Annotated in this window: 24 protein-coding genes; 9 read left to right on the top strand and 15 right to left on the bottom strand. The window is 60.1% G+C overall.

Going from position 1 to position 24,169, the window contains the following annotated elements:
• Positions 1 to 45: 45 nt before the first annotated feature.
• The 4 genes from AB3226_RS14630 to glyQ all read right to left on the bottom strand — a co-directional run bounded on the left by AB3226_RS14630 (position 46) and on the right by glyQ (position 4,456).
• Positions 46 to 825, bottom strand: a complete 780-nt coding sequence (locus AB3226_RS14630) for a lysophospholipid acyltransferase family protein (RefSeq protein WP_367373545.1) — start codon at positions 823 to 825, stop codon at positions 46 to 48.
• 82 nt (positions 826 to 907) lie between these two features.
• A complete protein-coding gene (gene gmhB, locus AB3226_RS14625; protein WP_367375798.1) occupies positions 908 to 1,447 on the bottom strand; it encodes a D-glycero-beta-D-manno-heptose 1,7-bisphosphate 7-phosphatase in 540 nt (179 codons plus the stop codon).
• Between the two features lie 4 nt (positions 1,448 to 1,451).
• On the bottom strand, positions 1,452 to 3,506 hold the full coding sequence (gene glyS / locus AB3226_RS14620; RefSeq protein WP_367373544.1) for a glycine--tRNA ligase subunit beta: 2,055 nt from the start codon (positions 3,504 to 3,506) through the stop codon (positions 1,452 to 1,454).
• Positions 3,503 to 4,456: a glycine--tRNA ligase subunit alpha gene (gene glyQ / locus AB3226_RS14615; RefSeq protein WP_008155694.1), complete on the bottom strand. Its 954-nt coding sequence runs from the start codon at positions 4,454 to 4,456 to the stop codon at positions 3,503 to 3,505. The genes glyS and glyQ overlap by 4 nt, the downstream gene beginning before the upstream one ends.
• An 81-nt stretch (positions 4,457 to 4,537) precedes the next feature.
• Here glyQ and tag point away from each other — a divergent pair, with 81 nt between their 5' ends.
• Both tag and AB3226_RS14605 read left to right on the top strand, forming a co-directional pair.
• Positions 4,538 to 5,095 carry a DNA-3-methyladenine glycosylase I gene (gene tag / locus AB3226_RS14610; RefSeq protein ID WP_367373543.1) on the top strand — a complete coding sequence of 186 codons (558 nt, stop codon included), beginning with the start codon at positions 4,538 to 4,540 and terminating at the stop codon, positions 5,093 to 5,095.
• Between the two features lie 40 nt (positions 5,096 to 5,135).
• Positions 5,136 to 6,023, top strand: coding sequence for a lysophospholipid acyltransferase (locus AB3226_RS14605; protein ID WP_052966003.1), 888 nt, complete (start codon positions 5,136 to 5,138; stop codon positions 6,021 to 6,023).
• A 159-nt stretch (positions 6,024 to 6,182) separates the two neighbouring features.
• Here the strand turns inward: AB3226_RS14605 and AB3226_RS14600 are convergent, their stop codons facing one another.
• From AB3226_RS14600 to def, 5 genes are all read right to left on the bottom strand, one after another.
• Positions 6,183 to 6,494: a tetratricopeptide repeat protein gene (locus tag AB3226_RS14600; RefSeq protein ID WP_030129933.1), complete on the bottom strand. Its 312-nt coding sequence runs from the start codon at positions 6,492 to 6,494 to the stop codon at positions 6,183 to 6,185.
• A gap of 131 nt (positions 6,495 to 6,625) precedes the next feature.
• A complete protein-coding gene (gene trkA / locus AB3226_RS14595; protein ID WP_367373542.1) occupies positions 6,626 to 7,999 on the bottom strand; it encodes a Trk system potassium transporter TrkA in 1,374 nt (457 codons plus the stop codon).
• Positions 8,000 to 8,021: 22 nt separating this feature from the next.
• The gene (rsmB, locus tag AB3226_RS14590) at positions 8,022 to 9,332 is read right to left on the bottom strand and encodes a 16S rRNA (cytosine(967)-C(5))-methyltransferase RsmB (RefSeq protein ID WP_367373541.1); all 1,311 of its coding nucleotides are present in this window, start codon (positions 9,330 to 9,332) and stop codon (positions 8,022 to 8,024) included.
• Entirely contained in the window at positions 9,329 to 10,288 is a 960-nt protein-coding gene (gene fmt / locus AB3226_RS14585; protein WP_367373540.1) for a methionyl-tRNA formyltransferase, read from the bottom strand. Before fmt ends, rsmB begins: the two co-directional genes overlap by 4 nt.
• A 70-nt stretch (positions 10,289 to 10,358) precedes the next feature.
• Positions 10,359 to 10,865, bottom strand: coding sequence for a peptide deformylase (gene def, locus AB3226_RS14580; protein ID WP_008007919.1), 507 nt, complete (start codon positions 10,863 to 10,865; stop codon positions 10,359 to 10,361).
• A 169-nt stretch (positions 10,866 to 11,034) separates the two neighbouring features.
• Here def and AB3226_RS14575 point away from each other — a divergent pair, with 169 nt between their 5' ends.
• From AB3226_RS14575 to AB3226_RS14565, 3 genes are all read left to right on the top strand, one after another.
• Positions 11,035 to 12,060: a LysM peptidoglycan-binding domain-containing protein gene (locus AB3226_RS14575; protein WP_367373539.1), complete on the top strand. Its 1,026-nt coding sequence runs from the start codon at positions 11,035 to 11,037 to the stop codon at positions 12,058 to 12,060.
• An 80-nt stretch (positions 12,061 to 12,140) separates the two neighbouring features.
• Entirely contained in the window at positions 12,141 to 13,247 is a 1,107-nt protein-coding gene (gene dprA / locus AB3226_RS14570) for a DNA-processing protein DprA (protein ID WP_367373538.1), read from the top strand.
• Between the two features lie 54 nt (positions 13,248 to 13,301).
• Positions 13,302 to 13,859: an L-threonylcarbamoyladenylate synthase gene (locus tag AB3226_RS14565; RefSeq protein WP_367373537.1), complete on the top strand. Its 558-nt coding sequence runs from the start codon at positions 13,302 to 13,304 to the stop codon at positions 13,857 to 13,859.
• 129 nt (positions 13,860 to 13,988) lie between these two features.
• Here AB3226_RS14565 and AB3226_RS14560 read toward each other — a convergent pair whose 3' ends face one another.
• Positions 13,989 to 14,966 (bottom strand): NADPH:quinone reductase, encoded by a 978-nt coding sequence (locus AB3226_RS14560; RefSeq protein ID WP_367373536.1) that lies wholly within the window; start codon positions 14,964 to 14,966, stop codon positions 13,989 to 13,991.
• 174 nt (positions 14,967 to 15,140) lie between these two features.
• Between AB3226_RS14560 and hemF the strand changes: the two genes are divergently transcribed.
• Both hemF and aroE read left to right on the top strand, forming a co-directional pair.
• Positions 15,141 to 16,055 (top strand): oxygen-dependent coproporphyrinogen oxidase, encoded by a 915-nt coding sequence (gene hemF, locus AB3226_RS14555; RefSeq protein WP_008076302.1) that lies wholly within the window; start codon positions 15,141 to 15,143, stop codon positions 16,053 to 16,055.
• An 81-nt stretch (positions 16,056 to 16,136) separates the two neighbouring features.
• Positions 16,137 to 16,958 (top strand): shikimate dehydrogenase, encoded by an 822-nt coding sequence (gene aroE / locus AB3226_RS14550; RefSeq protein WP_367373535.1) that lies wholly within the window; start codon positions 16,137 to 16,139, stop codon positions 16,956 to 16,958.
• 127 nt (positions 16,959 to 17,085) lie between these two features.
• Here the strand turns inward: aroE and AB3226_RS14545 are convergent, their stop codons facing one another.
• The 3 genes from AB3226_RS14545 to betC all read right to left on the bottom strand — a co-directional run bounded on the left by AB3226_RS14545 (position 17,086) and on the right by betC (position 21,309).
• Positions 17,086 to 18,654: a SulP family inorganic anion transporter gene (locus AB3226_RS14545; protein WP_367373534.1), complete on the bottom strand. Its 1,569-nt coding sequence runs from the start codon at positions 18,652 to 18,654 to the stop codon at positions 17,086 to 17,088.
• Positions 18,655 to 18,845: 191 nt separating this feature from the next.
• Complete coding sequence (gene choX / locus AB3226_RS14540) at positions 18,846 to 19,778, bottom strand: choline ABC transporter substrate-binding protein (protein ID WP_367373533.1); 933 nt, start codon at positions 19,776 to 19,778, stop codon at positions 18,846 to 18,848.
• A 16-nt stretch (positions 19,779 to 19,794) separates the two neighbouring features.
• Positions 19,795 to 21,309, bottom strand: a complete 1,515-nt coding sequence (gene betC, locus AB3226_RS14535) for a choline-sulfatase (protein ID WP_367373532.1) — start codon at positions 21,307 to 21,309, stop codon at positions 19,795 to 19,797.
• Between the two features lie 114 nt (positions 21,310 to 21,423).
• On the opposite strand from betC, the gene AB3226_RS14530 reads away from it, so the two are divergent.
• Positions 21,424 to 22,374, top strand: a complete 951-nt coding sequence (locus tag AB3226_RS14530; protein ID WP_367373531.1) for a choline sulfate utilization transcriptional regulator — start codon at positions 21,424 to 21,426, stop codon at positions 22,372 to 22,374.
• A gap of 20 nt (positions 22,375 to 22,394) precedes the next feature.
• Here the strand turns inward: AB3226_RS14530 and AB3226_RS14525 are convergent, their stop codons facing one another.
• Positions 22,395 to 23,057: an NAD(P)-dependent oxidoreductase gene (locus tag AB3226_RS14525; RefSeq protein WP_367373530.1), complete on the bottom strand. Its 663-nt coding sequence runs from the start codon at positions 23,055 to 23,057 to the stop codon at positions 22,395 to 22,397.
• Between the two features lie 83 nt (positions 23,058 to 23,140).
• Between AB3226_RS14525 and AB3226_RS14520 the strand changes: the two genes are divergently transcribed.
• Positions 23,141 to 23,467: a DOPA 4,5-dioxygenase family protein gene (locus AB3226_RS14520; protein WP_367373529.1), complete on the top strand. Its 327-nt coding sequence runs from the start codon at positions 23,141 to 23,143 to the stop codon at positions 23,465 to 23,467.
• On the opposite strand, the gene AB3226_RS14515 is transcribed toward AB3226_RS14520, so the two are convergent.
• A complete protein-coding gene (locus AB3226_RS14515) occupies positions 23,468 to 23,869 on the bottom strand; it encodes a GFA family protein (RefSeq protein WP_367373528.1) in 402 nt (133 codons plus the stop codon).
• Between the last annotated feature and the right edge of the window lie 300 nt (positions 23,870 to 24,169).

Below are 24,169 nucleotides of genomic sequence, written 5' to 3'. Positions count from 1 at the left end.
AAAGACGTTTTTCAACAAAACGGTACACAGGTTATCCACAGAACTTCAGACAGTCACTTGATCGGTGGCGTTGGGTGCCGCCGGGGTTGCTGGCAACGAACCCATTTCGCGCTGCATCTGTTCGTTCCAGGCCTGCACACGGTCATTCAGGTCGGCGATGGCTCGCGGCCCACTACCCTCGGCGTACATCGGCGCGCCAATGATGACGGTGATCACGCCTTGCTGCTTCGCCCAACCGGTTTTTGGCCAGAACTTGCCAGCATTGTGCGCAATCGGCAGTACCGGTAATGACGCATTGACGGCCAACGCGGTGCCACCGCGGGAGAACTTGCCGATGGTGCCGTAAGGAACGCGAGTCCCTTCAGGGAAGATCAGTACCCAGACATTGTCCTTTAGCAGCTCATCGCCCTTCTTCGCCACATGCTTGAGCGCAGCTTTGGGATTGCCACGGTCGATGGCGATCGGTCGCAGCATGGCCATGGCCCAGCCGAAGAACGGAACGTAGAGCAGTTCGCGCTTGAGCACCTGGCTCAGAGGCGAGAAATAGGCCGAGAGAAAGAATGTCTCCCAAGTGCTCTGGTGATTCGACTGAATCACGCAGGGCTGGTCAGGCACATTCTCGGCCCCCTTCACTTCGTAACGGATGCCCAGAAAGACTTTGCTCAGCCACAAGGCGCAGCGGCACCAATACACGTTGATAAAACGATAACGCGCCTTGAACGGCAGAAACGGCGCGATAAAAAAGCTCAGGGTGCACCAGAGCAAGGAGCTGGTGCCCAGCAGCAGGTAAAAGAGGAAAGTTCTGATGGCCTGCAGTATCGACATGGCGACATTTACCGTTGCGGGCATTGCCCGCCTATTCAAACGCACTCCCGATCAGTCCTTGGCCAGGATGTTCAGAAGAGCCTTAGTGATGGATAAGTTCTGCGGCAATCGCCGCCAGATCGTCAAAAATCAAGGTGCCCGCCGGCAGGGTTTTGCTCTGAGTCTTTTCGCCTTTCCCTGTCTTTACCAAAACTGGCTGACAGTCGACGGCTCTGGCGGCTTCCAGGTCACCGAGAGTATCGCCGACGAACCATAGATTCGTCAGCGAAACGTTGTAATGCGCGGCGATGGTTTTCAACATCCCGGGTTTTGGCTTGCGGCAATCGCAGCCATCATCTGGCCCGTGCGGGCAATAGACGATCAGCCCGACGTCACCGCCCTGCTCCGCCACCAACTCGCGCAAACGAGCGTGCATGGCCTCCAGGGTGGCGATGTCGTAATAGCCGCGAGCGATGCCGGACTGGTTGGTAGCGACCGCCACCGTCCAGCCGGCCTTGCTCAACTGCGCAATCGCTTCGATCGAACCGGGGAGCGGAATCCACTCCTCCACCGACTTGATGTACGCGTCGGAGTCGTAATTGATCACTCCGTCCCGATCGAGAATCAGCAGTTTCAACAGCAGCCCCTTAGCCCAGCAGCGAAATGTCAGCGACGCCGAGGAACAAACCACGCAGACGCGCCAGCAGCGCATAGCGGTTGGCTCGCACCTTGGCATCTTCAGCGTTGACCATCACCGCTTCGAAGAACGCATCCACTGGCTCGCGCAAAGCGGCCAGACGTGCCAGTGATTCGCTGTACTGACGGGCCGCCGCCATTGGCTGCACAGCCTGGTCAGCTTGCTGGATCGCCGAATACAGCGAGAACTCATTGGCGTTGTCGAAGTACTTGGCTTCAACCACCGAAGGAACAGAGCCTTCGACCTTGCTCAGCAAGTTCGAAACACGCTTGTTCACGGCAGCCAGGGCAGCGGCTTCCGGCAATTTGCGGAACGCTTCTACCGCTTGTACACGCTGATCGAAGTCCAGCGCCGAACCCGGCTTCAGGGCACGTACCGACAGGTAAGTCCCGACATCAACGCCTTCGTCTTCATAACGGGCACGCAGACGGTCGAAGATGAATTCCAGCACCGAGTCATTCAGGCCGGCAGCCTTGACCTTGGTACCGAACGCATTCACGGCAAACGCCACGGCGTCGTTCAGGTCGAGGTCGAGTTTCTTGTCGATCAGGATGCGCAATACACCCAGCGCAGCACGGCGCAGGGCATACGGGTCTTTGCTCCCGGTTGGCAGCATGCCGATACCGAAAATACCCACCAGCGTGTCGAGCTTGTCGGCGATGGCCACGGCCGCACCGGTCAGGGTGGTTGGCAGTTCAGCGCCGGCACCGCGCGGCATGTACTGCTCGTTCAGCGCCAAAGCGACGTCTTGCGGCTCGCCGTCGTTGAGGGCGTAGTAGTAACCGGCGACACCTTGCATCTCCGGGAACTCGCCGACCATCTCAGTCGCCAGGTCGCACTTGGACAGCAGGCCGGCACGGGAGGCCCATGCGGCGTTGCCGCCAATGCGCTGAGCGATGAATGCAGCGAGTTTGGAAACGCGTTCGGCCTTGTCGTAGACGCTGCCGAGTTTTTCCTGGAACACCACGTTCTGCAGACGCAGATTGAAGTCTTCGAGTTTCTGCTTCTTGTCTTGCTTGAAGAAGAACTCGGCGTCGGTCAGGCGTGGGCGAACCACTTTCTCGTTACCGGCGATGATCTGCTGCGGGTCTTTGCTTTCGATGTTGGCCACGGTAATGAAACGTGGAAGCAACTTGCCCTCGGCATCCAGCAGGCAGAAATACTTCTGGTTGTCCTGCATGGTGGTGATCAGCGCTTCTTGCGGCACGTCGAGGAAACGTTCTTCGAACGAGCACACCAGCGGCACCGGCCATTCAACCAGCGCGGTCACTTCGTCGAGCAGGCTCGGCGGCACGATCGCCGTACCTTCCTGCAGCGTCGCCAGTTCTTCGGTGCGCTTGCTGATCAGCTCGCGACGCTCGTTGGCATCGGCCAGCACATACGCCGCACGCAGATCGCTCAGGTAGTTGGCCGGCGAGGTGATGCGCACGCTTTCAGGATGGTGGAAGCGGTGACCACGGGAATCGCGGCCGGACTTTTGCGCGAGGATGGTGCAGTCGATGACGTGGTCACCGAGCAGCATCACCAGCCATTGAGTCGGGCGAACGAATTCTTCCTTGCGAGCACCCCAGCGCATGCGCTTGGGGATAGGCAGGTCGTTCAGGGAATCTTCGACGATGGTTGGCATCAGGCTCGCGGTCGGCTTGCCGGCGATGCTTTGGCTGTAGCGCAGTTTCGGACCGCTCTGATCGATTTCGCTCAGGTCGACGCCGCACTTCTTGGCGAAGCCCAGGGCTGCTTGAGTCGGGTTGCCTTCGGCATCGAACGCGGCCTGACGCGGCGGGCCGTCGAGGTTGATGCTGCGATCCGGCTGCTGGGTCGCCAGCGCGGTAATCAGCACGGCCAGACGACGTGGCGCGGCGTAGACGGTTTTGGTTTCGTAGTTCAGGCCGGCAGCTTGCAGGCCTTTGTCGATACCGGCCATAAACGCTTCGGCCAGGGTATTCAGGGCTTTGGGTGGCAGTTCTTCGGTGCCCAATTCAACCAGAAAATCTTGAGCACTCATTGTGCAGCCTCCAGCTTGGCCAGTACTTCATCACGCAGGTCCGGGGTCGCCATCGGGAAGCCCAGCTTGGCGCGAGCCAGCAAGTAGGCTTGCGCAACGGAACGCGCCAGGGTGCGTACACGCAGGATGTATTGCTGACGCGCGGTCACCGAGATCGCCCGGCGCGCATCCAGCAGGTTGAAGGTGTGGGAAGCCTTCAACACCATTTCGTAGCTCGGCAACGGCAATGGCTGATCGAGTTCGATCAGGCGCTTGGCTTCGCTTTCATAGAAGTCGAACAACTCGAACAGCTTCTCGACGTTGGCGTGTTCGAAGTTGTAGGTCGACTGCTCCACTTCGTTCTGGTGGAACACGTCGCCGTAGGTCACTTTGCCCATCGGGCCGTCAGCCCAGACCAGGTCGTAGACCGAGTCCACGCCTTGCAGGTACATGGCCAGACGCTCAAGACCGTAAGTGATCTCGCCGGTCACCGGGTAGCACTCAATGCCGCCCGCTTGCTGGAAGTAAGTGAACTGCGTCACTTCCATGCCGTTGAGCCAGACTTCCCAGCCCAGACCCCAGGCGCCCAGCGTTGGCGACTCCCAGTTGTCTTCGACGAAACGGATGTCGTGTACCAGCGGGTCGAGGCCCACGTGCTTGAGGGAACCCAGGTACAGTTCCTGGAAGTTGTCCGGGTTCGGCTTCAGCACGACCTGGAATTGGTAGTAGTGCTGCAGACGGTTCGGGTTTTCGCCGTAGCGGCCGTCAGTCGGGCGACGACTGGGCTGCACATAAGCGGCGTTCCAGGTTTCCGGGCCAATGGCGCGCAGGAACGTGGCAGTGTGGAAAGTCCCGGCGCCTACTTCCATATCGTAGGGCTGAAGTACCACACAACCTTGCTCGGCCCAGTATTGCTGGAGGGCGAGGATCAAGTCTTGGAAGGTACGCACGGCTGGCGTAGGCTGGCTCACGAAATTCACCTGTTTCTTGGGCTGCGATTTAAAGAGCGGGAGTATACCCGATTCGGTCCTGCGCACGCCCCCTGGAGCCTTATGCCACGCTGCTTTTGGTGTACCGAAGATCCGCTGTACATGGCTTATCACGATCAGGAGTGGGGCACGCCGCTACGCGATGCGCAGGGTTTGTTCGAGTTGCTTTTGCTCGAAGGGTTCCAGGCCGGGCTTTCCTGGATCACCGTGTTGCGCAAACGAGAGCGTTATCGCGAGGTGCTGTTTGGCTTCGACGTACAGCGCGTGGCGCAGATGAGCGATGCGGAAATCGATGAATTGATGCTCGATCCGGGGATCATCCGCAATCGTCTCAAACTCAATGCAGCCCGGCGCAATGCCCAGGCCTGGCTGGCGCTGGAGGACCCGGTGGGGTTTCTCTGGTCGTTCGTCGGCGGAACGCCGGTGATCAATCATTTCAAGGATCGCAGTGAAGTGCCGGCCGTGACACCGGTCGCCGTCGAGATGAGCAAAGGCCTGAAAAAAGCCGGATTCACGTTCGTCGGCCCGACCATTTGTTACGCGTTGATGCAGGCTTCGGGCATGGTCATGGACCACACTCGCGATTGCGATCGTTACGCCACCTTGGCGAACGGCGGTTAGAATAGCCGCCTCGCGCACAGCACAAGATCAGGAGTGACCTGTGGATAAGTTGAAAGGCGCCTTGCTGGTAGGCGCTCTGCGTCTGTTTGCCCTGCTTCCTTGGCGGGCAGTGCAGGCGGTGGGTTCGGCGATTGGCTGGATCATGTGGAAAACCCCCAACCGTTCCCGCGACGTGGTACGGATCAACCTCGCCAAGTGCTTTCCGCAGATGGACCCGGCCGAACGCGAGCGTCTGGTGGGCCAGAGCCTGAAAGACATTGGCAAGTCCCTGACCGAGAGCGCTTGCGCGTGGATCTGGCCGGCTCAGCGCTCCATTGACCTGGTGCGCGAAGTCGAAGGTCTCGACGTTTTGAAAGAGGCGTTGGCATCCGGCAAAGGCGTGGTCGGCATCACCAGCCACCTGGGCAACTGGGAAGTGTTGAACCACTTCTATTGCAACCAGTGCAAACCGATCATTTTCTACCGTCCACCCAAGCTCAAGGCGGTGGATGAATTGCTGCGCAAGCAGCGGGTTCAATTGGGTAACCGGGTGGCCGCTTCCACCAAGGAAGGCATCCTCAGCGTGATCAAGGAAGTGCGCAAAGGTGGTGCAGTGGGTATTCCGGCTGACCCGGAACCGGCCGAATCCGCCGGGATCTTCGTGCCGTTCTTCGCCACTCAGGCCCTGACCAGTAAATTCGTCCCGAACATGCTGGCCGGTGGCAAAGCGGTCGGCGTGTTCCTGCATGCCCTGCGGCTGCCGGACGGTTCAGGTTACAAAGTGATCCTCGAAGCCGCGCCCGAGGCCATGTACAGCACCGATACCGAAACCTCCTGCGCGGCGATGAGCCAGGTGGTCGAGCGCTATGTGCGGGCTTATCCGAGCCAGTACATGTGGAGCATGAAACGCTTCAAGAAGCGCCCGCCAGGCGAAGAACGCTGGTATTGAGACACTGGATGATCTAACGCTGTGGTCCCTTGTGGGAGCGGCGGTGCGGCGATCCGACTTGCTCGCGAAGACGGTGTGTCAGTCGACATCATCTTGGCTGGCACTCCGCTTTCGCGAGCAAGTCGGATCGCCGCACCGCCGCTCCCACAGGGTTTTGTGTCAGATCTGACGCTCAAGCTTTTTCAGAAACACCGTCATTTCCTTCTCGGCCTGCTTGTCGCCATGGTTGCGGGCAGCTTCCAGGCCCTGTTCCCAGGCCTGACGCGCCGCCGCGTAATCCGCCAGCGCCAGATGGGCCTTGCCCAATAGCTTCCAGGCTGCCGAATATTTTGGATCGAACTCGACGCAGCGCTGGAAATGCTCTGCGGCTTTGGCATTTTCACCAAGATCCAGATAACCCTTGCCCAGGCCGAAGCGCAGCAGCGAGTTATCCACACCCTTGGCGAGCATTTTTTCCAGGGATTCGATCATCGGTGCTTCCTCAGTCAGTGATCGTTCCCACGCTCCGCGTGGGAATGCAGCCCGGGACGCTCTGCGTCCCATCCAAAGCCGAACGCGGAGCGTCCGTTGAGGCATTCCCACGCAGAGCGTGGGAACGATCATCAGAAAAAGCTCAACCCCACATGGAACAGCTTTTCCACATCCCGGATATGCTTTTTATCCACAAGGAACAGAATCACATGGTCGCCGGCTTCGATCACTGTGTTGTCGTGGGCGATGATCACTTCTTCGTCGCGGATGATTGCGCCGATGGTGGTCCCCGGCGGCAGGCCGATGTTTTCGATGGCCTTGCCGATCACCTTGCTCGACTTCGCATCACCGTGGGCGATGGCCTCGATGGCTTCCGCCGCACCTCGACGCAGTGAGTGCACGCTGACGATATCGCCGCGCCGCACGTGGGCCAGCAAGGTGCCGATGGTTGCCAGTTGTGGGCTGATGGCGATGTCGATGTCACCGCCCTGGATCAGGTCGACGTAGGCCGGGTTGTTGATGATCGTCATCACCTTCTTCGCGCCCAGACGCTTGGCGAGCAGCGACGACATGATGTTGGCTTCGTCGTCGTTGGTCAGCGCCAGGAAGATGTCGGCGTCGGCGATGTTCTCTTCCATCAGCAAATCGCGGTCGGAGGCACTGCCCTGCAACACCACGGTGCTGTCGAGGGTGTCCGAGAGGTGGCGGCAGCGGGCCGGGTTCATCTCGATGATCTTCACCTGATAACGGCTTTCGATGGCCTCGGCCAAACGCTCGCCAATCTGCCCGCCGCCAGCGATGACGATGCGTTTGTAGCTCTCATCGAGGCGGCGCATTTCGCTCATCACCGCGCGAATATTCGCTTTGGCGGCGATGAAAAACACTTCGTCGTCGGCCTCGATCACCGTATCGCCCTGGGGCAGGATCGGCCGGTCACGACGGAAAATCGCTGCAACGCGGGTTTCGACGTTCGGCATATGTTCGCGCAACTGGCGCAGTTGCTGACCCACCAGCGGACCGCCGTAATAGGCCTTCACTGCCACCAGCTGCGCCTTGCCTTCGGCAAAGTCGATTACCTGCAACGCACCCGGATGCTGGATCAGGCGCTTGATGTAGTTGGTAACGACTTGCTCCGGACTGATCAATACGTCGACCGGAATCGATTCGTTATCGAACAGTTCGGCGCGGGTCAGGTACGCGGCTTCGCGGACCCGGGCGATCTTGGTTGGTGTGTGGAACAAGGTGTGAGCGACCTGACAGGCCACCATATTGGTTTCGTCACTGTTGGTCACTGCAACCAGCATGTCGGCGTCGTCCGCGCCGGCCTGACGCAGTACGGTCGGCAGCGACCCGCGACCCTGCACGGTACGGATGTCCAGCCGATCGCCGAGGTCGCGCAGGCGTTCGCCATCGGTGTCGACCACGGTGATGTCGTTGGCTTCGCTGGCCAGGTGTTCTGCCAGCGAACCGCCGACCTGCCCTGCGCCGAGGATGATGATTTTCATCCAGTCACTCCCTTAAAACCGGTTAACCGCGCGCGGCGGCAATCTTGATCAGCTTGGCGTAGTAGAACCCGTCGTGGCCGCCTTCCTGAGCCAGCAATTGGCGGCCATGAGGCTGCTTGATGCCGGCCGTCGTGGCGAGGTCCAGTTCACGGGCTCCCGGCGTGCGGGCGAGGAACGCTTCGATGACTTCGGTGTTTTCGGTCGGCAGCGTGGAGCAGGTGGCGTAAAGCAGAACGCCGCCCACTTCCAACGTTATCCACATGGCATCAAGCAGCTCGCCCTGAAGCACCGCCAGCGCGGCGATGTCATCGGGTTGGCGGGTCAGTTTGATGTCCGGGTGACGACGGATCACCCCGGTGGCCGAGCACGGTGCGTCCAGCAAAATGCGCTGGAACGGTTTGCCGTCCCACCAGGTCGCGGTGTCGCGGCCGTCGGCGGCGATCAGTTCGGCGCTCAGTCCCAGGCGCGCAAGGTTTTCCCGCACTCGCACCAGACGCTTGGCTTCCAGATCCACGGCCACCACGCCGGCCAGTTTGGGCTCGGCCTCAAGGATGTGGCAGGTTTTACCGCCCGGTGCGCAGCAGGCGTCCAGCACCCGTTGGCCTGGCGCCAGGTCCAGCAGATCGGCGGCCAGTTGCGCGGCTTCGTCCTGTACGCTGATCCAGCCTTCGGCGAAACCCGGCAGGCTGCGCACGTCGGCGGCGGCGTCGAGGATGATGCCGTCCCGGCTGTAAACACACGGCGTGGCAGCGATGCCCGCTTCAGTCAGCAACCCGAGATAAGCATCGCGGCTGTGATGACGACGGTTGACCCGCAAAATCATCGGCGGGTGAGCGTTGTTCGCCGCGCAAATGGCTTCCCATTGCTCAGGCCAGAAGGCTTTGAGGGATTTTTGCAGCCAGCGCGGGTGAGCGGTGCGCACCACCGGGTCGTGTTCCAGCTCGGCCAGCAGCGCTTCGCTTTCCCGTTGGGCGCGGCGCAGCACGGCATTGAGCAGGGCTTTGGCCCAGGGCTTTTTCAGTTTGTCGGCGCAACCGACGGTTTCGCCGATGGCCGCGTGGGCCGGAACCCGGGTGTAGAGCAGTTGGTAGAGGCCGACCAGCAACAGCGCCTCGACATCGGCATCGGCTGCTTTGAACGGCTTTTGCAGCAACTTGGCCGCCAACGCCGACAAACGTGGCTGCCAGCGAGCCGTGCCGAACGCCAGGTCCTGGGTGAAGCCGCGATCACGGTCTTCGACCTTGTCCATTTGCGTTGGCAGAGAACTGTTGAGTGAGGCTTTTCCGTTAAGAACAGCAGCCAGTGCCTTGGCGGCAGCCAGACGTGGGTTCATTGAGCGTCCGCCGCTTGGCCGAGAACGGTGCCGAGGGCGAATTTCTCACGACGGCTGTTGAACAAGTCGCTGAAGTTCAGCGCCTTGCCGCCGGGCAATTGCAGACGGGTCAGACACAGCGCCTGGTCACCGCAGGCGACGACCAAACCGTCCTTGCTGGCACTGAGGATTTCACCCGGCGCGCCCTGCCCTTCGGCCAGGCTTGCAGCCAGCACTTTCAGCGCTTCGCCGTTTAGCGTGCTGTGAGTGATCGGCCAGGGATTGAAGGCGCGAACCAGGCGCTCCAGCTCAATTGCCGGGCGACTCCAGTCGATGCGCGCTTCGTCCTTGTTCAATTTGTGTGCGTAGGTGGCGAGGCTGTCGTCCTGCATTTCGCCTTCCAGAGTGCCTGCGGCCAGGCCGGCAATTGCCTGAATCACGGCCGGTGGACCCATCTCTGCGAGGCGATCGTGGAGGCTGCCGCCGGTGTCTTCGGCACCGATCGGCGTGGTGACCTTGAGCAGCATCGGCCCGGTATCCAGACCCAGTTCCATGCGCATGACGGTCACGCCACTTTCGCTGTCGCCCGCTTCGACGGCACGCTGGATCGGCGCCGCACCGCGCCAGCGTGGCAGCAGGGACGCGTGGCTGTTGATGCAGCCCAGACGCGGAATATCCAGCACCACTTGCGGCAGGATCAGCCCGTAGGCGACCACCACCAGCAAATCCGGTTTCAGTGCGGCGAGTTCCGCCTGAGCGTCTTCGTTGCGCAGGGTTGGCGGTTGCAACACCTGGATGTTGTGCTCCAGAGCCAACTGCTTGACCGGGCTCGGCATCAGCTTCTGCCCACGGCCCGCCGGACGGTCCGGTTGGGTGTAGACCGCAACGATCTCGTAAGGACTGTCGAGCAGGGCCTTGAGGTGTTCGGCGGCGAATTCCGGGGTACCGGCAAAGACAATGCGCAGTGGCTCAGTCATGAAAGCTCTCAATTACAAAGCGTCTTGAAAAGAAAAAGGCTTGCCGCGGCAAGCCTTTGAAAGAAGGGCATCAAGCGTTCTGGCGATGGAGCTTTTCCAGTTTCTTCTTGATCCGGTCGCGTTTGAGCGTAGACAGGTAATCAACGAACAATTTGCCGTTGAGGTGGTCGCATTCATGCTGGATGCAGACCGCGAGCAGGCCTTCGGCGATCAGTTCGTACGGTTGGCCATCGCGGTCCAGGGCTTTGATCTTGACCTTTTGCGGGCGATCGACGTTTTCGTAGAAACCCGGCACCGAAAGGCAGCCTTCCTGATACTGGTCCACCTCGTCGGTCAGGACTTCGAACTCGGGGTTGATGAACACCCGCGGTTCGCTGCGGTCTTCGGAGAGGTCCATCACGACGATACGTTTATGCACGTTGACCTGGGTCGCGGCGAGGCCGATGCCTGGCGCTTCATACATTGTTTCAAACATGTCATCGACCAACTGACGCACTTCGTCGTCCACTACAGCCACTGGTTTGGCGATAGTACGCAGGCGCGAGTCGGGGAATTCGAGGATGTCTAAAATGGCCATAAGCTCAATTGCTGCACGTGTGAGGTAAAGTCGGGTCGATGGCCTGGCGAGTCCGAGGATGCAGGCTACCGTTGTGAACGTAGCTTCCGGCTTTTCAATAATGAGCCGGGAGCGAGCCACGAGGGCTCTGGCGTTTCACGCGAACGTACATAATAAAGGGATTCACCGCATGAGGAAATCACTACTCGCCTTGCTCCTTCTGGCCTCGGCCGGTTTTGCGCACGGGCAAGTGCAACTCAGGGAAGGTTTTCCACAGCAATACACTGTGGTGGCAGGGGACACACTCTGGGACATTTCCGGCAAATACCTGCGTGAACCGTGGGAATGGCCGCAGCTTTGGCAGGCCAATCCACAGATCGAAAACCCTAATCTCATCTATCCGGGCGATACGCTGTCGCTGGCCTACGTCAACGGTCAGCCACGCCTGACCCTCAATCGCGGCGCTTCCCGGGGCACCATCAAGCTTTCGCCACGAATCCGCAGCTCGCCGGTGGCCGATGCCATTCCGAGCATTCCGCTGAAATCGATCAACAGCTTTCTGCTGAGCAACCGCATCGTCGACAAGGCAGAGGATTTCGACAAGGCGCCCTACATCGTCGCCGGCGATGCCGAACGGGTGCTCAGCGGTACGGGTGATCGAATATTCGCGCGTGGCCATTTCGACCCGGCACAACCGGTGTACGGCATCTTCCGTCAGGGCAAGGTCTACACCGATCCGCAGAGCAAGGAGTTTCTGGGGATCAACGCCGACGACATTGGTGGCGGCGAGATCATTGCCACTGAAGGCGACGTCGCCACCCTGGCCCTGCAACGCACCACTCAGGAGGTGCGACTCGGCGACCGGTTGTTCGGCGGCGAAGAGCGTTCGATCAATTCGACCTTCATGCCCAGTGCGCCAACTACCGAAATCGACGGCTTGATTATCGATGTACCGCGTGGGGTGACCCAGATCGGTGCGCTGGATGTCGTCACGCTGAACAAGGGGCAGCGCGATGGCTTGGCCGAAGGCAATGTGCTGGTGGTGATGAAGACCGGTGAAACCGTGCGTGACCGGATCACCGGCCAGCCATTGAAAATTCCCGACGAGCGGGCCGGTTTGCTGATGGTCTTCCGCACTTACGACAAGCTCAGCTACGGGCTTGTCCTTAACGCATCGCGCTCCCTGGCGGTGATGGACAAGGTGCGAAACCCTTAACACGCTCCACAAGTTACCAACAGAGTTATCCACAGCTTATTCCCGATTCGACGGGACTCTATAACGATCAAGGATGATCCATGTCGCTGCCTGCCTGTACGTCCGTTTCCCCTGCGGAACTGGAAGCCCGTTTACGCCTGCACCGTTTGCCGGAACTCGGTCCTGTGCGTTTCAAGAAATTGCTTGAGGCCTTCGGCTCTGCCTCCAAAGCCATCAGCGCACCGGCCAGTGCCTGGCGTGCATTGGGTCTGCCACTCGCTTGTGCGCAGGGCCGGCGCTCTATTGAAGTCCGTGACGGCGCCAGTCACGCATTGGCCTGGTTAGAGCGCCCGGGCCAGCATTTACTGATGTGGGACCAACCTGACTACCCCGCGTTGCTGGCGCAAATCAGTGATGCGCCGCCGCTGTTATTCGTCGCGGGCGATCCGGGAATCCTGGAAAAACCACAGCTGGCGATGGTCGGCAGCCGTCGTGCTTCGCGGCCGGGCATGGACACAGCCTCCGCGTTTTCCCGCACTCTGGCCGGTGCCGGTTTTGTCATCACCAGCGGTCTGGCCCTGGGCATCGATGCTGCGGCGCATCAGGCGGCTCTGGACGTTGGCGGGCAAACGGTCGGCGTACTTGGCACGGGGCTGGAAAATTTTTATCCACAGCGAAATCAGCGACTGGCGGACGCCATGATCGCCTCGGGAAGCGCGGTACTTTCGGAGTTCCCGCTGGACGCCGGCCCTGCCCCCGGCAACTTCCCCCGGCGCAATCGAATCATCAGCGGTTTGTCCCTCGGCGTGCTCGTGGTCGAGGCGAGTATTGCCAGTGGTTCATTGATCACCGCGAGACTGGCGGCGGAACAGGGACGTGAGGTGTATGCGATTCCAGGATCGATCCACCACCCTGGTGCAAAGGGGTGTCATCAGCTGATCCGCGATGGGGCGGTGCTGGTGGAAACCATCGAGCACATCCTCGAAGCCTTGCGCGGCTGGCAACGGCTGCCGTTATCCACAGAAACGCCGCAGACGACAGAGACTCATCCGCTGCTCATGTTGCTCCACGCGGCGCCCCATACCAGTGAAGCCTTGTCGATCACCAGCGGCTGGGCGTTGTCGAAAGTGTTGGCAGCGCTGACGGAGCTGGAAATGGACGGCCGTGCGGTCTGTGAAAGCGGCCGCTGGCTTGCGCGGGGACGCTAGGTTTTATAGGGAAGATCGGTAAACTGCGCAGAGCCTTATTCCGGAGAGTCTTTCATGGTTAACAGTTGGCGCGTGCAACAAGCCGCACGAGAAATTCGCGCTGGGGCGGTCATTGCCTATCCAACCGAAGCTGTCTGGGGCCTGGGTTGCAACCCGTGGGACGAAGAGGCGGTGGATCGTCTGTTGCTGATCAAGGGACGGTCTGTGGATAAAGGCCTGATTCTGGTGGCCGATAATATTCGTCAGTTCGACTTCCTCTTCGAAGACTTCCCTGAATTGTGGATGGACCGCATGGCCAGCACCTGGCCTGGCCCCAACACCTGGCTGGTGCCGCATCAGAATATGTTGCCCCAGTGGATTACCGGTGTGCACGAAACCGTGGCATTGCGGGTGAGCGATCACCCATTGGTGCGGGATTTGTGTGCGTTGGTCGGGCCGTTGGTTTCAACCTCGGCCAACCCTCAGGGACGGCCGGCGGCGCGGACGCGGCTTCGCGTGGAGCAGTATTTCCGTGGGCAGGTTGATTGGGTGCTGGGTGGCAATCTGGGTGGACGGAAGAATCCGAGCGTGATTCGCGATCTGGCCACCGGCCACGTTGTGCGCCCGGATTAATACCGCGTCATCGTTTATCGCGGGCAAGCCCGCTCCCACAGGTCCGAGTCGTATACGAATAATGTGAACGACCGAAATCCTGTGGGAGCGGGCTTGCCCGCGAAGAGGCCCTGACAAACACCAAATATCTTATGGCAGAAGCACCGTGGAGCCCGTCGTGCGCCGCGCCGACAATTCGGTCTGCGCTTTGGCCGCTTCAGCCAATGAATACCGCTGACTGATGTCCACCTTCAACTTGCCGCTGATGATCATCTCGAACAGCTCATCGGCCATGCTTTGCAGGTTTTCAGCGTTGTTGGCGTAGGTCGCCAGGGTCGGTCGGGTCACGTACAGCGAACCCTTCCCCGCGAGAATCCCCAGATTCACTCCATCCACTGCGCCCGAAGCATTACCGAAACTCACCACCAGCCCTCGAGGCGCGACGCTGTCGAGTGACGTCAGCCAGGTATCTTTGCCTACGCCGTCGTACACCACCGGCACTTTTTTACCGTCAGTCAATTCCAGCACGCGTTGTGCGACGTTTTCATGGCTGTAATCGATGGTCGCCCAGGCACCATTGGCTTTCGCCAGGGCGGCTTTCTCTGCTGAACTGACCGTGCCGATCAGTTTCACATCCAAAGCCTTGGCCCATTGGCAGGCCAGGGAACCGACGCCGCCGGCTGCTGCGTGGAACAGAATGGTTTCGCCGCCCTTGAGTTCATACGTCTGACGCAGCAAGTACTGCACGGTCAGGCCTTTGAGCATCACGCCGGCGGCCTGTTCGAAGCTGATGGCATCCGGCAAATGCACCAGATTGGCTTCCGGCAAGACATGAACGTCGCTATAAGCGCCCAACGGGCCACTGCCGTACGCCACGCGATCGCCGATCTTGAAGCGGGTGACTTCGCTTCCGACCGCCTCGACCACGCCCGCGCCCTCTGCGCCCAGGCCCGACGGCAAGGCGGGTGGCGCATAGAGGCCACTGCGGTAATAAGTGTCGATGAAGTTGAGGCCGATGGCCTTGTTGGTCACGCGTACCTGCAGCGGGCCGGGCTCGGCGGGTTGGTAGTCCACGTATTCGAGCACTTCGGGGCCGCCATGGGCGCGGAACTGGATACGCTTTGCCATCTGTTCTCTCCTTAAGTCTTGGCTTCTAGAGTTGTAGCGCCAAGCGCCCTATCGGACTCTTAAAGCTTGACCTTCGTCAACTGCGACGGCACAAGGTGCAGTGTTATCCTACGCAGCAATTTGCCGCCGGCCTGTATGAGCGCCGTGTAGCTTTGCCCGATTCAAGGTGATGCCATGACTACCCGCACCGAGGCCGTAAAAGCCTATCTGCTCGACCTGCAAGACCGCATTTGCGCTGCCCTGGAAGCTGAAGACGGCGGCGCGCATTTCGTCGAAGACGCCTGGACCCGGCCTGCCGGTGGTGGCGGTCGCACCCGGGTGATCGAAAACGGCGCGGTCATTGAAAAGGGCGGCGTCAACTTTTCCCACGTCTTTGGCAGCGGACTCCCACCCTCCGCCAGTGCTCATCGGCCAGAACTGGCCGGCCGAGGCTTCGAAGCCTTGGGCGTGTCGTTGGTGATTCACCCGCACAACCCGCATGTGCCGACGTCCCACGCCAACGTGCGCTTTTTCATCGCTGAAAAAGAAGGTGAAGAGCCGGTCTGGTGGTTCGGTGGCGGCTTTGACCTGACCCCTTATTACGGCAATGAAGAAGACTGCGTGCACTGGCACCGCGTCGCCGAACAGGCCTGCGCGCCGTTCGGCCCGGACGTCTACCCGCGCTACAAAGCCTGGTGCGACAGTTACTTCCACATCAAGCATCGCCACGAGCCGCGTGGCATCGGCGGCCTGTTTTTCGATGACTTGAACGAGTGGGACTTCGACACCAGCTTCGCCTTCATGCGCGCCATCGGCGATGCGTTTATCGACGCGTACCTGCCGATCGTGCAGCGCCGCAAAAACGATGCGTTTACGGCCAAACAGCGTGAATTCCAGGAGTTTCGCCGTGGTCGTTATGTCGAGTTCAACCTGGTCTATGACCGCGGCACGTTGTTCGGCCTGCAATCGGGCGGGCGTACCGAATCGATCCTGATGTCGCTGCCACCGCAAGTGCGCTGGGCCTACGACTGGAAAGCCGAGCCGGGCAGTGAAGAAGCGCGCCTGACCGAGTACTTCCTGCAAGACCGCGATTGGTTGGCCAAGGCCTGATTCATGGGTTTGAGTTTTTGCATCGTCGGGGCTGCAGTCAAGATCGCAGCCTTCGGCAGCTCCTACGGTTGAGGAATGTAGATGGATCGTTACGTCGTATTCGGTAACCCGATTGGCCACAGCAAGTCGCCGCTGATCCACCGTTTGTTCGCCGAGCAGACGGGGCAAAAACTGGACTACAGCACTTTGCTGGCGCCCCTGGATGATTTTTCCGGCTGTGCCCAGGCATTTTTCCGCGAAGGGCGTGGGGCGAATGTGACGGTGCCGTTCAAGGAAGATGCCTATCGTTTGGCGAGCAGCTTGACCAAGCGGGCGCAGCGGGCCGGTGCGGTGAATACCCTGAGCAAACTGGCCGATGGCAGTCTGCTGGGCGACAACACCGACGGCGCCGGGCTGGTTCGGGACCTGACGGTTAATGCGGGTTTCAGCCTTGCGGGTAAGCGCATCCTGCTGCTCGGGGCCGGCGGTGCGGTGCGCGGTGCGCTGGAGCCGCTGCTGGCGGAGCAACCGGCGTCGGTGATCATCGCCAACCGCACGGTGGAAAAAGCCGAATTGCTGGCGGAATTGTTCGCGGATCTGGGGCCGGTGTCGGCCAGTGGCTTCGATTGGTTGCAGGAGCCGGTGGACCTGATCATCAACGCGACGTCCGCCAGTCTGTCAGGCGATGTACCACCGATTGCCAGCAGTTTGATCGAGCCGGGCAAGACGGTTTGCTACGACATGATGTACGGCAAGGAGCCGACCTCGTTCTGCCGCTGGGCCAGCGAGCACGGTGCGGCGGTGGCGATGGATGGCCTGGGAATGTTGGCCGAGCAGGCGGCGGAAGCTTTCTATTTGTGGCGCGGCGTGCGCCCGGATACAGCGCCGGTGTTGGCCGAACTCCGCCGGCAATTGGCGCTGTAGTTCTTTGTGGCGAGGGGGCTTGCTCCCGCTGGGTTGCGAAGCAGCCCTAAAAATCTGCGGGCGCTTCGCACCCGAGCGGGAGCAAGCTCCCTCGCCACAGGTATGCCGTTGCATCGACGTCAGTGTTTCAATCTTCGAAGCGAATCGGGCATTTCTCCGCGCCTTCGAGCTTTCTCAATTCCTCCACCACCTGCGGCCGTGCCCGCCGCAGGGTCAGGCTGCGATCCTGGCGTAGTAGCCGTCGCGCTTCCTGGTGCAGCATTTCCACGCCCGAATAGTCGATGAAGTTGATCTGTTGCGCTTCGATCACCACCCGTGCGCCGTGCATCCGTTGCAAGCGCACTTGCAGGTAATGGCTGGCGCCGAAAAAGATTGAACCGCCGACTCGCAGAATATCTTCGTCGCCCTCACGCCAATGCTGCACCCGTGGTTGCGAGGTGCGTTTGAGGTAGAAGAACAACGAGGCCAGCACGCCGGCGTAGATCGCCGTTTGCAACTCCAGCAACAGCGTCGCGACACAGGTCAGCGCCATGACCAGAAACTCGGCACGGCTGACCCGCAACAAGGCGCGAATGCCGCGATGGTCGACCAATCCCCAGGCGATCAACAAAATGCTGCCGGCCATGGCCGGGATCGGAATGTGCGCGATCAATACCGCGCCGAAGATAGCGAACAACGCCACCCACACCGCTGAAAAAACCCCCGCCAACGGTGAGCAGGCTCCGGCGTCATAGCTTAGGGCCGAGCGGGTGAAGGAACCGGCTGACAGCGACCCGGAAAAAAACGCACCGACCATGTTCGAGAAACCCTGGGCGCGGACTTCTTGATTGGCGTCGAGTAACTGCTGCGAGCGCGCGGACAAGGAGCGGGCAATCGACAGGCTCGTCACCAGCCCGAGCATCCCGACCGCCACCGCGCTAGGCAGCAGGCGCAACACTAGGTCCAGATCCAGCGGCAACGGGCTGAAGGGCGGCGGCCGTCCGACAAAGGCGCTGACTAATTGCACATGGCCGAACATCGCTGGCCACAGCCATACCAGCAACCCGCTCAAGGCCAGAGCGATTAACAGCGTCGGCCAGCGCGGCACCAGCAGTTTCAGCACGATGCCTATCATCACCGTGGCCAGGCCTAGTACCAGCGAGGGTTTGTCCACCTCACTGAGATGACTGAACAGCAGCACCAGGCTGTTCAGCGCCGTGGCCTGGTTGGGCACATCCAGCCCCAGCAAGTTCGGCAGTTGCCCAATGGCAATCACCACCGCTGCGCCAAGGGTGAAGCCCAGCACCACCGAGTGAGAGACGAAATTCACCAAGGCGCCGAAACGCAGCAAACCCAGCAGCCACTGGAAAATGCCCGCAAGGAGTGTCAGAAGCAGGATCAGCGTGACGTAGTCCTGCGACGCGGGGACGGCCAGAGGACTGACGCTGGCGTACAGGACGATGGAAATGGCCGCCGTAGGACCGCAGATCAAATGCCACGACGAACCCCAGAGACAGGCGATCAGCACCGGGATAATCGCGGCGTACAACCCGTATTCCGGTGGGAGACCGGCAATCAAGGCGTAGGCAATGGATTGTGGCAACGCGAGAATCGCGCCGCTCAGGCCTACAATCAGATCACGGCCGACGCTGGCGCGGGTTTGCCGGGGCAACCAGGTCAGGAAGGGAAAGAGTGAATGGCGGCTGGGGAAGGCCATGGGTCCTCTCGGGCGGGATTTTACGCAAGGGTAACAGTGTAAAACGATCAATGTGGTGAGGGAGCTTGCTCCCGCTCGGCTGCGCAGCAGTCGCAAGTCCGGACATCTCGGTGAGACTGACAAACTGCAGTCGCCGAAATGGGAGTGCTACGCACTCCAGCGGGAGCAAGCTCCCTCGCCACAAAGAACCGTTACAACTTGGCTTTGACCGCCGACAACGCGTCCTTCCCATCCACAGTCTTCACACCGTCCAGCCACTTATCCAGCACCGCCGGGTTGGCCTTGATCCAGGCCTTGGCCGCTGCGGCATTGCTGACCTTTTTGTTTACCACCTCGGCCATGATGCTGTTCTCCATTTCCTGGGTAAAACTCAGGTTGGTGAGCAGCTTGCCGACGTTCGGGCAGGCCTGTGCATAACCTTTACGGGTCAGTGTATAAACGCTGCCGGTGTCGCCGAAATACTTCTCGCCGCCCTTCAGGTAATGCATTTTCAGCTGCACGTTCATCGGGTGGGGCGTCCAGCCAAGGAAAGTCACGAACTTCTGTTTCTTCACCGCGCGAGACACTTCGGCCAGCATCGCTTGCTCGCTGGATTCGACCAGCTTCCACTGACCCAGGTCGAAGTCGTTCTTCTTGATGATCTCTTGCAGCGAAATGTTCGCCGGGGCGCCGGAGCCGATGCCATAGATCTTCTTGTCGACTTCTTTTGGGTGTAGCTCGGCGTACTTGTTCAGATCGTTAAAGTTATGCACACCCGCGTCCCAAACGTAATCCGGGACCGCCAGCGTGAACTCGGTGCCATCGAGGTTTTTCGCCAGTTGAGTCACGTCGCCATTGGCCACGAACTTGTCGTAGAAGCCCTGCTGCGCCGGCATCCAGTTACCCAGGAACACGTCCACCTGGCCATCCTTCAGACCGCCAAAGGTGATCGGCACCGCCAGCGTGTCGACCTTGGCCTTGTAGCCCATGCCGTCCAGCAGAAACCCGGTGATGGCGTTGGTTGCAGCGATGTCGCTCCAGCCAGGGTCGGCCATTTTCACCGTCTCGCAGCTTTGCTCGGCATAAGCCGAGGCGCTGCCCAGAGCCAGAAGCCCGACCGTCAGTACTGTGGATAACCTTTGCATGGACTTCCCCTTCACATTATTGGTTTTGGCAGGGTTGTGGATAACGTGCTTTACGTTCCAGATCGTCGAGGTCGATGTGGTTGCGCATGTACTGCTGACTGGCATCCACCAGAGGCTGGTGATCCCAGCTCTTCAGCTTGCCGATGGTCAGGGCGTCGGCGACGAAACGCCGGCGTCGCTGACTGGCGAGCACCTGCTGGTGGATCGCCGGGATATCCCATTTGGCCCGTGCTTCGGCGAGAAACGCCTCGAAAAGCTGTCGATGTTGCGGCGACTGGCTGAGTTCTTCTTGTTCCTTCGGGTCGTTATGTACATCGAAGAGTAGGCAAGGGTCGTCTTCGCTGTAGATGAATTTGTAGGCGCCACGACGAATCATCATCAACGGGCTGATGGTGCCTTCAGCCATGTACTCGCCGAACACCTCATCGTGACCGCCCTGCCCTTGCAGGTGCGAAACCAGCGAGCGGCCGTCCAGCGGCAGACCCGGTTCCAGCGAGCCGCCGGCCAGTTCGACAAAGGTCGGCAACAGATCGGCAGTGGACACCGCCGCGCTGACCCGCCCAGCCCCGAATTGCCCTGGTGCACTGATCAACAGCGGTACACGGGCAGCCATTTCGTACCAGTGCATTTTGTACCAGAGGCCGCGCTCGCCCAGCATGTCGCCGTGGTCACCGGAGAATACGATGATGGTGTCATCGATAAGCCCGGTTTCCTCGAGTGTTTGCAGAAGTTTGCCGACGTTGCTGTCGATATAGCTGCACGCACCGAAATAGGCACGGCGCGCATCGCGAATTTTATCCACAGGCAGCGGCTTGTCCCAAAGGTCATAGACCTTGAGCAAACGCTGGGAATGAGGATCAAGTTGATCCTGTGCAGGTGTCTCGGGCAAAGGGATGTCGGCATTGTCGTACATATCCCAGAAAGCTTTGGGAATCGTGTACGGATCGTGTGGGTGAGTCATCGACACGGTCAGGCAGAACGGCTGATCGCTATCCTCGCGGATGTGGTCGAACAGGTATTGCTGGGCCTTGAACACTACATCTTCGTCGAAATCCAGCTGATTGGTGCGCACGCAGGGCCCGGCTTGCAGGACCGACGACATGTTGTGATACCAGGTTGGGCGTACGTCCGGCTCATCCCAGTTCACCGACCAACCGTAATCGGCCGGGTAGATGTCGCTGGTCAGGCGTTCTTCATAGCCGTGCAACTGGTCCGGGCCGCAGAAATGCATCTTGCCCGACAGCGCGGTGCGATAACCGAGGCGCCGCAGGTAATGGGCATAGGTTGGAACGTCGGCGGGGAAATCGGCCGCGTTGTCGTAGGCGCCGATCTTGCTCGGCAACTGACCGCTGACCAGCGTAAAACGCGACGGCGCGCAAAGAGGGCTATTGCAATAAGCGGCGTCGAACACCACGCCTTCGGCGGCGAGGCGGCTGAGATTCGGCAGTTTGATCGGCGAAGGGCCGTAGAACGGCAACATTGGCGCGGCCATTTGATCGGCCATGATGAAAAGAATATTTTTGCGCTTCATGTGATCGCGGCATTCCATAGTGGATATTTATGCGAGAGTGCTGTGATCGAGCATGGAGTCCATAATCTTTGTGGTAAAGCCCATGCCAGGCAATGACTAGGATAAGCACAGCTTATGTATGACGCCCTCGGTGATTTGTCCCTGGACCTGCTGCGTGCCTTTGAAGCCGCGGCCCGGCAACGCAGTTTCACCGCCGCCGCGGTGGAGCTCGGCACCACGCAACCGGCCATCAGTCAGCAGATCAAACGATTGGAAGAACAGCTCGCTACCCGATTGTTCGACCGTATCTATCGCGGTATTGAGTTGACTGAAGCCGGGGCTATTCTGTTTGAGCAAGTTCAGCTCGGTTTGCAGAATATCGATGCAGGATTGAGCGCAATCAGCGCACAGCAACAGCACGAAGTGTTGCAGGTGGCCACCGACTTCGCCTTTGCTGCGTACTGGCTGATGCCGCGTCTGCACCGCTTCCATACCGCCAACCCTCAAGTGGACGTCAGCCTGGTCACCAGTGAACGCAGCCACAACATGTTGCGCACCGATATCGATGTGGCAGTGCTGTTCGGCGATGGCCGGTTCAAGCAGGGCGAGAGCCATTGGCTGTTCAGCGAAGAGGTGTTTCCGGTGTGCAGCCCGCTGCTATTGAAGGACCGTCCCCTGCCCTTGCCGGCTCAGGCATTGCTGGAGTTTCCGCTGCTGCACCTGCGAGGCGAAAACAGCAGCAACTGGTTCGACTGGAGCGGCGTGTTTCGCGAACTGGGAATTACCTCGGCCCCAGCGCCGGGGCAACTGCGCTTCGACAATTACACCTTGCTGATTCAGGCGGCGATTGGCGGCCAAGGCGTTGCAATCGGTTGGCGGCACCTTGTGGATAACTTGTTGGCGCAAGGTCTGTTGTGTCGCCCGATTGCCGACACGGTGATTTCCCGGCTGGGCTATTACGTGGTTCTGCCCCAGCGCAAACGGCGTGGGGCGTTGATTCAGCTGTTTGTGGATTGGTTGATGGCGGAACAGGCCAGCAGTGCGCAATCGCTTAGCGGTCTCCCTTTACCTTCGATTGCGGTGTAAACGGGTTCGGACGATTTTTGCTATTCCGACGTCGCAATAAAACTCACATGCTCACCAACATGCAGGTTCAGGTGCAGCTCATCGGCAATCCCTACGGCGACTCTGTTCAGCCGCTCCAGCGCTGCGGCCAGGCCAGGTTCCAGGCTACTGCTGACATGACTGAAATGCTCGATGGTCAGCCCGGGCACGCGGCGTGGTGCATTCACCAAGGTCCAGTGCAACGAGCTGCTTTGCAGAGCCTCGCGGATTTCTTCGGCGGCGTGGCGTTGCAACGGGTCTTCGATTTCCGGGTCGTCCAGCACCTCGAAATCGCCCACCACAAACAGCCGGGCAATGCCCGCCGCCTGCATGCCGTCGATCAGTGCATCCACCGCCAGCACCTCCTCGACCGGGCCGGGCACGATGGATTTTTCGATGTGTTCACTGTTCATCGGCAACCCTGGCGCATCGAGCAAGCAAATCACTGCCGAGCAGCCGGCCACGCTTTGCTTGACCCGCTTGGCATCGAACAGGTCACCCGCCTTGGTGCGTAAACCCGGGCGCGGCGCGAGCGCGTTCAGGTCATCGAGAATCGCGATCACTTCATGCTGGCGCCGCAGCATTTCAGCCATCAGCGCACTGCCCAGGCTACTCATGGCACCATAAAGCACTACCTTCACCACCGGGGTTTCGGCATTTTTCATGGCCGTGCTCCCTACTTTCCTGCGTATATGGTGTGTGACCCGTGGAAAGCGGCGAGGGTTCGACAAGGTTCAGAGGGAGTCAGATGCAAACGATCAAGGGTTACCACGCCCATGTCTATTTCGATGCCAGCACCCTGGCACAGGCACGGGCCTTGTGTGAGCAGGCAGCGCAATTGTTTCCACTGAAGATGGGGCGCATGCACGAACGCCCGGTCGGCCCGCATCCGGACTGGAGCTGCCAATTGGCTTTCGAGCCGCAACACCTCGGCGCGGTGTTGCCGTGGCTGGCACTCAACCGCAAGGGATTGGTGATATTCCTGCACCCGGACACGGGCGACGATCTGCTCGACCACACCGAGCACGCGATCTGGATGGGCGCGATCCGGCCGCTGAACCTGTCTGTTTTCTGATCAGAGTTGTTCTTGGGCCTCATCGGGCAAGTGCTCGTCCAGATGCAACCACGGCAAACGACTGTCGGTCCAGATATGGCGCTCGGCCGGCGCCTGCTCGGGATGGTCGAGGGTGGCGATGGTCACATCGATGCTTTCGGGGCTGAGCTGCGTTACCAGCGCCAGTTGCGCCCCACAGTTTGGGCAGAAATATCGCACGCAAGTGGACGAAGACTCGTACCGGGACGGTGTGCCCGCCATCCATTCAAATGCTGAGGCAGGCACGGTGATCCAGGTGGTCACGATTCCACCGCTGACCCGTCGGCAAATCGAGCAATGGCAGTGAGCGATGTCGTGCAATGACCCGTTGAATTGATAGCGCATTTGTCCGCAGTGGCAACCGCCGGTGTGAAGTTCGCCCATGTCTTTTGCTCCTGACCCGTGTTTACGGACGCTCAATCCGGCCGACGACCGGTTGTACATTCGGTCAATGCTTTCACTCGCGAAAGCTGGCTGAAAGCTTCCCCGATTAGGATCGCCCCACTGCCGGCAAATAGACCGGCTGGCCAATGCGCGTGTTTTATCGCTCGTCCGGTCCATTTAACAACAACAATGGTGATCCTGATGTCCTCTCCTATCCGCCTCTTCGCTGCAACTCCGCCCGTACGTCTCGTGCTTCCCGTTCTGCGCTGACCTCATCCGGTTCGCCCATTTACTAGCCGC

It is taken from the genome of Pseudomonas lini (genome assembly GCF_964063345.1).
GTDB lineage: Bacteria > Pseudomonadota > Gammaproteobacteria > Pseudomonadales > Pseudomonadaceae > Aquipseudomonas > Aquipseudomonas lini_B.
The sequence above is the reverse complement of the archived record's forward strand: the minus strand, read 5'-3'. Positions and strand labels throughout refer to the sequence as shown.